13 protein-coding genes and 1 riboswitch are annotated in these 12,644 nt (G+C 47.4%); all 13 genes read right to left on the minus strand.

Going from position 1 to position 12,644, the window contains the following annotated elements:
- Nucleotide 1 precedes the first annotated feature (1 nt).
- Nucleotides 2-1,540 carry a bifunctional phosphoribosylaminoimidazolecarboxamide formyltransferase/IMP cyclohydrolase gene (gene purH, locus V6D41_RS15355; RefSeq protein ID WP_333518793.1) on the minus strand — a complete coding sequence of 513 codons (1,539 nt, stop codon included), beginning with the start codon at nt 1,538-1,540 and terminating at the stop codon, nt 2-4.
- Nucleotides 1,537-2,124, minus strand: coding sequence for a phosphoribosylglycinamide formyltransferase (gene purN, locus V6D41_RS15360; protein WP_333518794.1), 588 nt, complete (start codon nt 2,122-2,124; stop codon nt 1,537-1,539). Before purN ends, purH begins: the two co-directional genes overlap by 4 nt.
- Nucleotides 2,121-3,161, minus strand: a complete 1,041-nt coding sequence (purM, locus tag V6D41_RS15365) for a phosphoribosylformylglycinamidine cyclo-ligase (RefSeq protein ID WP_087991346.1) — start codon at nt 3,159-3,161, stop codon at nt 2,121-2,123. The genes purN and purM overlap by 4 nt, the downstream gene beginning before the upstream one ends.
- Before the next feature lie 99 nt (nt 3,162-3,260).
- Nucleotides 3,261-4,691: an amidophosphoribosyltransferase gene (gene purF, locus V6D41_RS15370; RefSeq protein ID WP_333518795.1), complete on the minus strand. Its 1,431-nt coding sequence runs from the start codon at nt 4,689-4,691 to the stop codon at nt 3,261-3,263.
- Nucleotides 4,667-6,895: a phosphoribosylformylglycinamidine synthase subunit PurL gene (gene purL, locus V6D41_RS15375; RefSeq protein WP_333518796.1), complete on the minus strand. Its 2,229-nt coding sequence runs from the start codon at nt 6,893-6,895 to the stop codon at nt 4,667-4,669. The genes purF and purL overlap by 25 nt, the downstream gene beginning before the upstream one ends.
- Complete coding sequence (gene purQ / locus V6D41_RS15380; RefSeq protein ID WP_333518797.1) at nt 6,879-7,562, minus strand: phosphoribosylformylglycinamidine synthase subunit PurQ; 684 nt, start codon at nt 7,560-7,562, stop codon at nt 6,879-6,881. The genes purL and purQ overlap by 17 nt, the downstream gene beginning before the upstream one ends.
- Entirely contained in the window at nt 7,559-7,813 is a 255-nt protein-coding gene (gene purS / locus V6D41_RS15385; protein WP_003219409.1) for a phosphoribosylformylglycinamidine synthase subunit PurS, read from the minus strand. Before purS ends, purQ begins: the two co-directional genes overlap by 4 nt.
- A complete protein-coding gene (gene purC / locus V6D41_RS15390) occupies nt 7,806-8,531 on the minus strand; it encodes a phosphoribosylaminoimidazolesuccinocarboxamide synthase (RefSeq protein WP_148963485.1) in 726 nt (241 codons plus the stop codon). Before purC ends, purS begins: the two co-directional genes overlap by 8 nt.
- Before the next feature lie 74 nt (nt 8,532-8,605).
- On the minus strand, nt 8,606-9,901 hold the full coding sequence (gene purB / locus V6D41_RS15395) for an adenylosuccinate lyase (protein WP_333518798.1): 1,296 nt from the start codon (nt 9,899-9,901) through the stop codon (nt 8,606-8,608).
- Nucleotides 9,898-11,040, minus strand: a complete 1,143-nt coding sequence (purK, locus tag V6D41_RS15400) for a 5-(carboxyamino)imidazole ribonucleotide synthase (RefSeq protein WP_333518799.1) — start codon at nt 11,038-11,040, stop codon at nt 9,898-9,900. Before purK ends, purB begins: the two co-directional genes overlap by 4 nt.
- Complete coding sequence (gene purE / locus V6D41_RS15405) at nt 11,033-11,521, minus strand: 5-(carboxyamino)imidazole ribonucleotide mutase (RefSeq protein WP_087991339.1); 489 nt, start codon at nt 11,519-11,521, stop codon at nt 11,033-11,035. The genes purK and purE overlap by 8 nt, the downstream gene beginning before the upstream one ends.
- A gap of 140 nt (nt 11,522-11,661) precedes the next feature.
- A riboswitch (purine riboswitch) is annotated at nt 11,662-11,763 on the minus strand.
- A 79-nt stretch (nt 11,764-11,842) separates the two neighbouring features.
- Entirely contained in the window at nt 11,843-12,040 is a 198-nt protein-coding gene (locus tag V6D41_RS15410) for an NETI motif-containing protein (protein ID WP_148963482.1), read from the minus strand.
- The gene (locus tag V6D41_RS15415; RefSeq protein ID WP_333518800.1) at nt 12,040-12,594 is read right to left on the minus strand and encodes a DUF2179 domain-containing protein; all 555 of its coding nucleotides are present in this window, start codon (nt 12,592-12,594) and stop codon (nt 12,040-12,042) included. Before V6D41_RS15415 ends, V6D41_RS15410 begins: the two co-directional genes overlap by 1 nt.
- Nucleotides 12,595-12,644: the final 50 nt, after the last annotated feature.

Consider the following 12,644-nt stretch of genomic DNA (forward strand, 5'->3'; position numbering starts at 1 on the left):
CTTAATGTTTGAAGTGTCTGATGCCGGTGAATACCATGGCAATGCCGTACTCATCCGCTTTTTTGATGGAATCCTCATCACGTACAGATCCTCCAGGCTGAATAATAGCCGTTACACCCGCTTTTGCCGCTTCTTCGACAGTATCAGGCATTGGGAAAAATGCATCAGATCCGAGCGCGCTGCCTTTCGCTTTTTCACCTGCTTGCTCAATGGCAATTTTTGCTGATCCGACGCGGTTCATTTGGCCTGCTCCCACGCCGACTGTCATGTTGTCCTTCGCGAGAACGATCGCATTTGATTTCACATGCTTGACGACTTTCCAAGCAAGCTTCAAGTCTTCCCACTCTTGCTCGTTCGGCTCTCTTTTTGTCGGAACGCTGATCTCAGCATCATCAAAGCCGTGCATATCCAAATCTTGAATCAGCAGCCCGCCTTGAACGGATGTCAGCTGTTTTTCCTTTTGAGCAGCAGCTGTCACATCAAGTGTCAGCAGACGAAGATTTTTCTTCGCAGTCAGGATATCAAGCGCTTCTTGGCTGAATGAAGGTGCAATGATGATTTCTAAGAAAATGTTGTGAAGCTCTTCGGCAGTTGCCTTGTCCACTTCCCGGTTCAGCGCGATAATGCCGCCGAAGATAGAAGTTTTATCCGCTTCAAACGCTCTGTCAAACGCTTCTGCGATCGTTTTTCCAGTTCCTACGCCGCACGGATTCATATGCTTGACGGCAACCGCAGCCGGCTCAGTGAATTCACGGACGATTTGAACTGCCGCGTCCGCGTCTTTAATGTTGTTGTAAGAAAGCTCTTTTCCGTGAAGCTGTTCTGCTTGCGCAATGGAGCCTTTGACAGGAAGAGCTGTTTGATAGAATGTCGCTTCCTGATGCGGGTTTTCTCCGTAGCGAAGTGATTGTTTTTTCTCAAATGTCACAGTGAATTGCTCTGGTTCTTTTTCACCGACAACATCTGTCAGATAGTCAGCGATCAGTGCATCATACGCCGCAGTATGACGGAATACTTTTGCCGCCAGCTCGCGTTTTTTCTGAAGTGATACGCCGCCTTCTTCTTTGATTTGATTCAGCACTGGGCTGTAATCCGCCGGATCGACGATAACCGTCACATCCTGATGGTTTTTTGATGCCGCACGCAGCATGCCCGGGCCGCCGATGTCGATATTTTCGATCGCTTCTTCATATGTGACATCTGCTTTAGAAATCGTTTCTTTAAATGGATAGAGGTTGACGACAACGAGGTCAATCGGCTGAATCCCGTGTTCATTGATCTGCGCCATATGCTCTTCATTGCCGCGAACCGCCAGAAGGCCGCCGTGAATATTCGGATGAAGTGTTTTAAGCCGCCCGTCCATAATTTCAGGAAAGCCTGTCACTTCAGAAATTCCGATGACATTCACACCGTTTTCTTGAAGAAGCCTTTTCGTTCCGCCTGTTGAAATGACTTCAACGCCAAGCTCTGTCAGTTCTTTTACGAAAGGAACGAGATTTGTTTTATCTGAAACACTGATTAATGCACGTTTAATAGTCATGCCTTTTCACCTCTGTTATTTAATCCTAATAGCTGTTTAATCACACTGGGATACCATTTATGCTCAAGTTTGTGAATCCGCTGTTCGATTGTTTCCAATGTATCATGTTCGTTAATTTCGATTGCCTTTTGAGCGATGATCGGGCCTGTATCCATTCCTTCATCGACATAATGCACGGTGATTCCGGCAACCTTCACACCCGCGCGGTACGCCTGCCCGACTGCGTCGATTCCGGGGAACGCCGGAAGGAGCGACGGGTGAATGTTAATGATTTTTCCTCCGTATGCCTGAAGCAGCGTGTCACCGATCAGCCTCATATAGCCGGCGAGAACAATCAATTCAACGTTATGAAGGTGAAGCTGTTCAATAATGGCCCGTTCAAATGCGGCCTTGTTTTCATAAGACTTCGGTTCAAATGCAAAGGATGGAATATGGAACGTTTCCGCCCGTTCGATGACTTTCGCCTGCGGTTTGTCGCAAACGAGAAGCGATACGGACGCATCCCAGTTCTCCTCTTTCAAACGCGTGACGATGGCTTCGAAGTTTGAACCGTTTCCGGATGCAAATACCGCAATTTTTTTCATGAAAGTGCCGCACCACCGAATGTGACGCCTTCGCCTTGTTTCACACGCCCGATCAAATAGGCTTTTTCGCCATGGCTTTCAAGCGTTTCGATCACATCTGTCAGATGCTCTTCTTTGACTGCCAAAACAAAGCCGATGCCCATATTAAAGACGTTGAACATGTCTTCTTCCTTCAGCTTGCCGTACTCTTGCAGGAAAGAGAAAATCGGCGGGATCGGCCATGAGCCGTGATCGATTTCCGCACTTAAGCCTTCTGGAAGCATGCGCGGGATATTTTCGATAAACCCTCCGCCTGTTACGTGAGCCATGCCGTCGACTTTCCCGCTCTTCACCGCGGCAAGCACAGGCTTCACGTAAATTCTTGTCGGTTCAAGCAGCTCCTCGCCAAGTCGGCGGTCAAACGGTTCGTATGTTTTATCAAGATCCAGCTCCGCATCATCTAGAAGCACTTTTCTCACAAGGGAAAATCCGTTGCTGTGAAGGCCGCTCGAGCTGAGGCCGATCAAAAGATGGCCCTCCTCGATGTTTTCACCAGTCACGATTTCGTCCTTTTCAACCACTCCGACTGAGAAACCGGCAATATCGTATTCATCAGCTGTATATAGTCCCGGCATTTCAGCCGTTTCGCCGCCAACTAGGGCTGAACCTGACTGCTCACAGCCGTCCGCCACACCTTGTACGATCTGCTCAATTTTCACAGGATCCGCTTTGCCGACCGCTAAATAATCGAGGAAAAACAGCGGTTCTGCACCTTGTGCCAGCACGTCATTGACACACATCGCAACAGCGTCAACGCCAATCGTGTCGTGCTTATCCATAGAAAAAGCGAGCTTTAATTTTGTGCCGACACCGTCTGTTCCCGAAATTAAAACCGGTTTTTGATAAGAAAGCTCAGACAGGTCAAACATGCCGCCAAAACCGCCAAGGCTGCCCATAACGCCAAGCCGTTTTGTACGCTCCACATGTTTTTTCATTCGTTTTACAGCTTCATATCCGGCTTCGATGTCAACTCCTGCGTTTTTATATGCTTCAGACATCCTATTCACTCCTTTTAGGCGCTTTTCAAAATATCTCCCCGAACGAGGGCAGAAAGAGAAGGCAGCCGAACTGCGCTGCCTTTATGTCATTTTCAAGGTTTATTTGGTTAATACCGCTTCTTTTACATGAGGAAGCACTGTATCCTGGTAAATTTCAGTCGGATATTTTCCTGTAAAGCAAGCGAGACACTGTCCGCAATTAGAGTCATCGTATTCTCTGCCGATGCCTTTCAGCAGCCCTTCCACACTCAAAAATGAGAGAGTGTCGGCTCCGATTTCCTGACGGATTTCTTCAACTGAATGGGAAGACGCGATCAGTTCTTCGTGAGTGGAAGTATCAATGCCGTAAAAGCACGGATGAGCGATTGGCGGTGAACTGATTTTCACATGCACTTCTGTCGCACCCGCTTCTCTGAGCATCGTGACAATCCGGCGGCTTGTTGTTCCGCGCACGATCGAGTCATCTACCATAACGACGCGTTTGCCTTCCACAACCCCGCGCACAGCAGAAAGCTTCATTCTGACGCCTTGCTCACGAAGAGCCTGAGACGGCTGAATAAACGTTCTGCCGACATAACGGTTTTTGATTAAGCCGAGCTCGTACGGGATGCCTGTTGCTTCTGCATAGCCGATCGCCGCTGAAATACTGGAATCCGGAACCCCTGTTACGACATCGGCTTCAACTGCGGATTCCTGAGCAAGCATTTTCCCAAGGTTTTTACGCGCACTGTGCACGTTAATCCCTTCAATATTGCTGTCAGGCCTTGAGAAATAAATGTACTCCATGCTGCAAATGGAACGGTTGATATTCATGGAAAAACGCTCTGATTTCATGCCTTCATCATTGATGATCAGCATTTCGCCCGGTTCTACCTCACGAAGGTACGTTGCGCCGACCACATCAAATGCGCACGTTTCTGATGCGACGACATAAGCGTCGCCCAGCATGCCGATTGAAAGCGGTCTGAGCCCATTCGGGTCGAGCGCGACGATCATTTCTGTTTCGGTCATGATCAGGAATGCGTAGGCCCCTTTCAGCATGGAAAGCGAGTTTTTCATTTGATCCTTCAGCGTGAAGTGGCCGCTTCTTTTGATCAGGTGAGCCAAAACCTCTGTGTCCGAAGAGGTCTGAAAGATACTCCCTTGATTTTCGAGCTGCTGCTTCAGCTGAGTGGCATTAACTAGGTTTCCGTTATGGGCAAGCGCCAGGCTTCCGTTATTTTGGGAACGGAAGAGGAGCGGCTGAACATTTTCGTATCCGCCGCCTCCAGCCGTTGCGTACCGAACGTGCCCGATTGCGCCTTTTCCTTTTACTTTGCTGAGCTCGCCATTTTGAAATACTTCAGTGATCAGCCCTTGGCCTTTGTGCGCCGTCAGTTTTTCACCGTCTGTCGCCACAATGCCAGCGCCCTCCTGTCCTCGGTGCTGGAGGCTGTGGAGACCGTAATACGTGATTTGTGGAGCTTCTTCATGTCCCCAAATCCCAAATACGCCGCACTCTTCATTTAAGCCTTTGATTTCAGCAAGCATGGGATAGCTCCTTTCCATGCGCGTTCAAGATCATTCGTTTGCGCATGAATCAATTGTTGTCCGTCTTGGTTTTGAATCGTCAGAAGTCCGTCCGCTGTTACCTCACCGATATGAACGGCATCTTTTACAGTCGCTTCAAACGCTGCTTGATGTTCTTTTTTCACAGAAACGACAAAGCGGGATTGAGATTCAGAGAATAATAACGCCGCTTCCCCTTCTACAGTCACGTTCGCGCCAAGGTTTTCCGTCGTCATGACACTTTCTGCAATCGCTACGCCTAAACCGCCTTCAGACACATCATGCGCGGATTGAACAAAGCCTTTTTTAATCGCGTCAAGCAATGCTTTTTGGCGTGACAGCTCTACATCAAGATCGATTTGCGGCGCTTTTCCGTAAATGCTGCCTTCTGTCATTTTTTGCAGCTCGCTTCCCGCAAACTCAGGTTTTGTTTCACCGATCACGTAGACGAGGTCACCCGCTTGTTTGAAATGCTGTGTTGTAATGTGGGCTGTATCTTCAATTAAGCCGACCATGCCGATAACAGGTGTCGGGTAAATCGCCGTGCCGTTTGATTCGTTATAAAGCGATACGTTTCCGCCGATAACCGGTGTGCTGAGAACATTGCACGCCTCGCTGATGCCGTCAGCCGCTTTTTCGATCTGCCAGAAGATTTCCGGTTTCTCCGGGTTTCCGAAGTTAAGGTTATCTGTGACCGCAAGCGGCTCTGCACCTGAGCAAATGATGTTGCGCGCCGCTTCAGCGACAGCAATTTTTCCGCCGACTTCAGGATCAAGATAGAGATAGCGCGCGTTACAGTCTGTCGTCATCGCCAGCGCCTTTTTCGTTCCGCGAATTCTGAGAACACCTGCGTCAGATCCAGGAGCGACAACTGTGTTCGTCCGCACCATGTAGTCATATTGATCGTAAACCCACTCTTTGCTTGCGATCGTCGGCTGCTGCAGGAGTGCCTTCAGTGTTTCATTCGCATTTTTAATTTGCGGAGCCGGAACATCCGTCTCTAAAAACTCGCGGTAGTAAGCAGGCTCTTGAGAAGGCTTATGGTAAACCGGCGCTTCTTCTGCCAAGGCATCAACGGGCAGCTCGCACACAATCTCACCTTTGTGTGTGAGGCGAAGCATCTTATCGTCTGTTACACGTCCGACAGAAACCGCTTCAAGATCGTACTTGTCAAAAATATCGATGATCTCCTGCTCACGTCCGCGCTCGATGACCAAAAGCATCCGCTCCTGTGATTCAGAAAGCATCATTTCATATGCAGTCATACCTGTTTCACGCTGAGGAATCAGGTCAAGATTCATCTCAATGCCAGAGCCGGCTTTACTTGCCATTTCCGCGCTTGAGCTTGTTAAACCGGCAGCTCCCATATCCTGAATGCCGACTAACGCATCACATTGGATGACTTCCAGACATGCTTCAAGCAAAAGCTTTTCCATAAACGGATCGCCGACTTGAACGGCAGAGCGCTTGTCTTCAGACGAATCAGACATTTCTTCCGAAGCAAACGTAGCGCCGTGGATTCCGTCACGCCCTGTTTTCGCTCCTACGTACATCACTGTGTTGCCGACACCCTTCGCCTGGCCTTTTTTAATGTCTTCATGATTAATTAAACCGACGCACATTGCGTTGACGAGCGGATTTCCTTCATAGCTGCTGTCAAACTGCACTTCTCCGCCGACTGTCGGGATGCCGATACAGTTGCCGTACCCCGCGATACCCGCTACTACTTCTTCAAACAAGTACTTCACACGCGGTGAAGTCAGTTCACCAAATCGAAGAGAGTTCAATACAGCGATTGGACGGGCACCCATTGAGAATACGTCACGGATAATGCCGCCTACGCCAGTCGCAGCACCTTGATAAGGCTCGAGAGCTGATGGGTGGTTATGTGATTCAATTTTGAACACAACCGCTTGGTTGTCACCGATATCAACGATTCCGGCGCCTTCCCCCGGACCTTGCAGCACGCGCTCGCCGCTTGTCGGGAATTTACGCAGAATCGGCTTAGAGTTTTTGTAGCTGCAATGCTCTGACCACATGACAGAAAAAATTCCGATTTCTGTGTAGTTCGGCAATCTGCCAAGAATGGATTCAATCAATGCAAACTCATCATCACTGACACCCATTTGCTGATACATTTTCTCTTCTTTTATTTGTTCTTTACTTGGTTCAAGCAGTAGTGACATGAGTTTCCCTCCAATTTTTCACGATAGACTGAAATAATTTTAGACCGTCGGCGCTTCCAAGCAGTTCATCGACCGCGCGCTCAGGGTGAGGCATCATGCCTAATACGTTGCCTTTCTCATTCACGACACCGGCAATGCCGCTGACACTTCCGTTAATATTGGAGCCGTATGTGAAAGCAATTTGGTTGTTTTCTTTCAATGAAGCAAGCGTGTCGTCATCACAGTAGAAGTTCCCTTCTCCATGGGCAATCGGGATTGTAATCGATTGGCCCTTTTCGTAGGAAGATGTGAATAATGTTTCGTCGTTCTGAACAATTAATTCAGCCGGCCGGCAAATGAACTTCAAATCTTTGTTGCGTCTCATTGCGCCTGGCAGAAGGCCAAGCTCCTGTAAAATTTGGAATCCATTACAAACGCCTAGAACTGGTTTTCCTTCAGCCGCCGCCTGTTTGACAGCTGGCATAATATTCGCAAATCGGGCAATAGCCCCGCATCTCAAATAATCGCCGTAAGAAAATCCTCCCGGAATTAATACGCCATCGAAGCCGTCAAGGCTTGTTTCCTCATGCCAGACGTATTCCGCTTCATGGCCGAGCTCATCCTTTACAGCATGATACATATCGATATCACAGTTGGAGCCAGGTAACACAATCACCGCAAATTTCACTGTGCGACTACCTCCTCAACTTCATATCTGTAATCTTCAATCACTGTATTCGCAAGAAGTTTTTCGCACATTTCTTTCACTAGCACGTCAAGATCACGATCAGATTTTTCGATCGTAAGCTCCATATATTTCCCAATGCGCACATCTTGAACTTCGTTGTAAGTCATACTGTGCAAGGCATGCTGGACAGCGCTCCCTTGTGGATCTAGTACACTTTCTTTTAAGCTGACATAAACTTTTACTTTATACATGATGAATGCCTCCCAGTCTTTTGAAAATCTCTTCATATGCGTCGGTTAAGCTTCCAAGATTGCGTCTGAATAAATCTTTGTCCAGCTTTTCGTTCGTGTTTTTATCCCACAAGCGGCATGTGTCTGGTGAAATTTCATCGGCCAAAAGCACTTGTCCGTCTGGATCTAAACCGAATTCAAGCTTAAAATCTATTAATCTGACGTGACAATCGGCAAAAATGGTTTGAAGCTCTTCATTTACTGTTTTTGTAATGGACTTAATGTTTTCTACCTGCTCAGGAGTTGCCGCTTTCAAGAGCCAAATATGATCTTCCGTGATGAGCGGATCACCCAGCGCGTCATCCTTGTAGTAAAACTCGATAATCGGCTGTTCAAGCTCGGTGCCTTCTGGAATGCCGAGACGTTTAGACATGCTTCCTGCCACAACATTTCTGACGACGACTTCAAGCGGCACAATCGTTACCTTTTTAATGAGCTGCTCCGTTTCCGACATGCGCTCGATAAAGTGGTTGTTAATGCCTTTAGCGTGAAGATGTTTGAAAATCAGGCTTGAAATCTCGTTATTTAAGCGTCCTTTGCCGCTGATTTCTGCTTTTTTCTCGCCGTTAAAAGCAGTGGCGGAGTCTTTATACACGACATACAACGTGTTTTCGTCATCGGTTTTGTAGATCTTTTTTGCTTTTCCTTCGTATAAAAGTTCATTCTTCACAATATTCACGGAAGGCCTCCTAATCCGAATCTTGGGAATTTTCAAATCACGGCGGCATAGAAGAAGCCGCCTAAAAGCTTCTTCTATGCTAAACCTAAACGTTCAAAGATCAGATCAACATTTTTCAGATGGTAGTTGTAATCAAAACAGTCAGCCATTTTTTCTGGAGAAAGACGGGACGTGATTTTCTCTTCCGCTTCCACAAGCTCACGGAACGGCACTTGTTTTTCCCACGCTTCCATTGCTTTCGGCTGTACTGTATCATAGGCTTCTTCACGAGTCAGGCCTGTGTCGATCAAAGCAAGCAGTACACGCTGAGAGTAAATAAGGCCGAGTGTGCGGTCCATGTTGCGCTTCATGTTTTCCGGGAAGACCGTTAAGTTCTTCACGATGTTGGAGAAGCGGTTCAGCATGTAGTTCAGCGCGATTGTCGCATCCGGAAGAATAATCCGTTCTGCTGAAGAATGAGAAATATCGCGCTCATGCCATAATGGAACATTTTCGTAAGCCGTCAGCATGTAGCCGCGGATGACGCGCGCAATGCCTGTCATGTTTTCAGAGCCGATCGGATTGCGTTTGTGCGGCATTGCAGATGAACCCTTTTGCCCTTTCGCGAAAAATTCCTCAACTTCGCGTGTTTCACTCTTTTGCAGACCGCGAATTTCCACAGCGAACTTCTCGATGCTTGTCGCGATCAAAGCAAGTGTCGCCATATAGTCAGCATGGCGGTCGCGCTGAAGGGTTTGGGTTGAAATCGGTGCTGCTTTCAATCCGAGCTTCTCACAGACATATTGCTCAACAAATGGGTCAATGTTCGCATATGTGCCGACAGCTCCGGAAATCTTTCCAACCTCGATGCCTTCTTTCGCTTGTTTGAAACGCTCAAGATTCCGTTTCATTTCCTCATGCCAAAGCGCAAGTTTTAAGCCGAATGTTGTAGGCTCAGCGTGTACGCCGTGTGTGCGCCCCATCATCACTGTGTATTTATGTTCTTTCGCTTTTTCTTTTATAATGTCAACAAATCTCTCAAGGTCCTTGAGCAGAATATCGTTTGCCTGTTTTAATAAGTAAGAAAGAGCGGTATCCACAACGTCAGTTGACGTTAAGCCGTAGTGCACCCATTTTCTTTCTTCGCCCAGTGATTCGGAAACGGCGCGTGTAAAAGCGACAACATCATGGCGGGTATCCTGTTCGATTTCTAAAATGCGGTTGATGTCAAATGACGCGTTCGCGCGCATGACCTTTACGTCTTCTTTCGGAATGACGCCAAGCTCCGCCCACGCTTCACAGGCAAGAATCTCAACCTCCAGCCATGCTTGAAATCTGTTTTCATCCGTCCAAATTGCGGACATTTCAGGTCTTGAATAACGTTCGATCATTCTGCTTGTCCTCCGTCTCTATTCATCCATTTATTTGTAATCTCCTGAATCCATTGGTCTTCAGGCTGCTTCATAAATGTAATATGCCCCATTTTGCGGCCTTTTTTAATTTCATGTTTTCCGTATATATAGAGCTTTGCTTCTTTTATAAGCTCCGGCTCTTCCTCAACAAGTTTCACTTCATCGCCGAGAAGATTCACCATCATGCCCGGCTTCAGCAGATCCGTTTTCCCGAGCGGAAGGCCGCATACCGCTCTGATATGCTGTTCAAACTGGCTCGTTTCGCACAGGTCCAGCGTATAATGCCCTGAGTTGTGCGGTCTTGGCGCCAGTTCATTGACCAAAAGCTCTCCGTCTTCTGTCAGGAACATTTCAACAGCGAGCGGCCCGATAAGGTTAAGCTCATCTGCAAGCTTAACAGCTAGCTGAGCAGCCTTCTTCTGAATCCCTTCCTCCACCCGTGCAGGCACGATGCTTTGGAAAAGAATATTATTGTGGTGAATGTTTTCAGCTGCCGGAAAGGTTGAAATCTCGCCATTTATCGATCTGACGACGATGACCGATAGCTCCATTTCAAAGGAAACCCAGCTTTCGAGAATGCAAGTACCGTGTTCTAAAAGAGCGGTAGCCTGCTCAATTTGCGCCTCTTCCTTGATCACAAATTGGCCTTTGCCATCGTATCCGCCGCGGCATGTTTTCAGCACTGCGGGAAGTCCAAGCTCCTGTACCGCCTGTTTCAATCCATCCTTTGTTTTGACGATGCTGTACGGAGCAACTTCACAGCCCGCGTCTTGAATGGCTTTTTTCTCTGTTTCACGGTTTTGGGTAATGAGCAGCAGTTCACTTCCTTGCGGGAGATAGGCATGATCTTTTAGCCAATGCAGCGCATCATAATCGATGTTTTCAAACTCATACGTGATGATGTCGCTGATTTCAGCCAATTTTCGAATCGCTTCATGGTCATTGTAATGAGCGGTAATTTCAATATCCGCAACCTGCCCGCATGGCGAATCTTTCACCGGATCCACGACCGCGACTTTATACCCCATTTGTTTGGCGGACACAGCCATCATTTTTCCAAGCTGGCCGCCGCCGATAATGCCAATCACTGCTCCTGGATAGATGATTTGTTTAGACAAGCTGATCACTGCTTTCTAACACTGTCTGTTTTGTATTTTCTCTTCTCTCATCCAGCTTACGGGCAAGATCCTCGTCAAAAGCTGACAACATTTGCGCCGCTAACAGCCCTGCGTTCACAGCGCCCGCTTTGCCTATGGCTGTTGTCGCAACAGGCACGCCTCCAGGCATTTGGACGATGGAAAGCAGAGAATCCATTCCGTTCAGCGCCTTGGACTGAACCGGAACTCCGATGACCGGCAGTGTTGTTTTCGCCGCCGTCATCCCTGGCAGATGCGCCGCTCCTCCGGCACCGGCGATAATCACCTTGATGCCTCTTTCTCTCGCGGTTTCAGCGTATTCAAACATGAAATCAGGCGTCCGGTGAGCGGAAACGACCTTCTTTTCGTACGGAACATTAAGTTCGTCAAGTATGTCGCATGCGTTTTTCATTGTCTCCCAATCGGAAGTGCTTCCCATGATGATTCCTACTAGCGGCTGCATTCTGTTCCCACCTTCTCATGCTTTTGTTTTCAGAAAATAAAAAATACCCGCTCTGCATTGCACTTATGAGGAAGCAATACAAACCGGGCATGGTACATGTATCGTCAGTCGTTCGCTTCTGCGATATATCCATGTCAGTTTTATCGATCACTTTCCTGCATAGTCCGGCAATTTACGGTTGCCAGGTAGAAACTTATGGGCCATATTCCCAAGATTATATGAGGTCGTGTTTTGATTTCATGTTTATCTTAACAACGGACATGGATAATGTCAACGACATTATCGAACGATACAAAAATTCATTCTGCTAATGTTCGTGTTTTAGATCAATTTCCCTTCAAATACGATTTTTTTCCCGCATGGAACGATCTGAATTGACCCGTTTTCCTTTTTCTCCATAAAAACAGGCTCCTCCATTCGCCGCACAGGCAAATATCCTTCTTCTTTCATTTGCTGAAGCACAGCATCAATCGTTTGCTGCTCTGTCACTTCAAACTTTTTCTTCTTCGGCTTTGCCATTATTCTTTAATTCTCCTCTTCTTCACCGCTTTGACCCAGAAGCCGCCGTGGATTGTTTTTGGTTCATACGCAATAATAAAGGCTTTTGAATCAATTGTCTTAATCGTATCATACAGCTGGAGTTCATATTTTCTCGGTGTCAGAATCTGAAGGGCTGTGCGGTCGCCTTCAAGCCCGCCGACCACCCAGTTTGTCACACCGTAGCCTTTTTCACGGAGCTGCCTCGGAAGATCAACATCAAGCTCCTTCGTAATCACATTGACCATAATATAGCCAAGCGCCAATTTTTCTTCTATTTTCATGCCGACAATGACACCAAGACCGTAACCGAGCGCGTACGCAATCACATTTTGAATCTGGTCTAAGTTATCGAGCACCAGGCTCAATCCTGTCACATAAACCAGTATTTCAATCGTACTGATGCCGGCCGCTAAATAACGCTGGCCTTTCAGCGTTAAAATCATTCTTATCGTAAAAAATGACACATAGACAATATTAATAATGAGAATTATGAGAACCATGGCTATTCCATTTGATAAGATGGTTTGCATCATTTCATTTCATCCCCCTACTCTTCATCTTGCATAAAGCAATCATATTCTAC

This window comes from Bacillus sp. 0102A, assembly GCF_036765155.1.
In the GTDB taxonomy this organism is placed as follows: Bacteria; Bacillota; Bacilli; order Bacillales; family Bacillaceae; genus Bacillus; species Bacillus subtilis_G.

What these genes read in the sequence shown, in the direction of transcription:
- purH (WP_333518793.1), bottom strand. Translation starts at nt 1,540, where the DNA reads ATGACTATTAAACGTGCATTAATCAGTGTTTCAGATAAAACAAATCTC.
- purN (WP_333518794.1), bottom strand. Translation starts at nt 2,124, where the DNA reads ATGAAAAAAATTGCGGTATTTGCATCCGGAAACGGTTCAAACTTCGAA.
- purM (WP_087991346.1), bottom strand. Translation starts at nt 3,161, where the DNA reads ATGTCTGAAGCATATAAAAACGCAGGAGTTGACATCGAAGCCGGATAT.
- purF (WP_333518795.1), bottom strand. Translation starts at nt 4,691, where the DNA reads ATGCTTGCTGAAATCAAAGGCTTAAATGAAGAGTGCGGCGTATTTGGG.
- purL (WP_333518796.1), bottom strand. Translation starts at nt 6,895, where the DNA reads ATGTCACTACTGCTTGAACCAAGTAAAGAACAAATAAAAGAAGAGAAA.
- purS (WP_003219409.1), bottom strand. Translation starts at nt 7,813, where the DNA reads ATGTATAAAGTAAAAGTTTATGTCAGCTTAAAAGAAAGTGTACTAGAT.
- purB (WP_333518798.1), bottom strand. Translation starts at nt 9,901, where the DNA reads ATGATCGAACGTTATTCAAGACCTGAAATGTCCGCAATTTGGACGGAT.
- purE (WP_087991339.1), bottom strand. Translation starts at nt 11,521, where the DNA reads ATGCAGCCGCTAGTAGGAATCATCATGGGAAGCACTTCCGATTGGGAG.
- V6D41_RS15410 (WP_148963482.1), bottom strand. Translation starts at nt 12,040, where the DNA reads ATGGCAAAGCCGAAGAAGAAAAAGTTTGAAGTGACAGAGCAGCAAACG.
- V6D41_RS15415 (WP_333518800.1), bottom strand. Translation starts at nt 12,594, where the DNA reads ATGATGCAAACCATCTTATCAAATGGAATAGCCATGGTTCTCATAATT.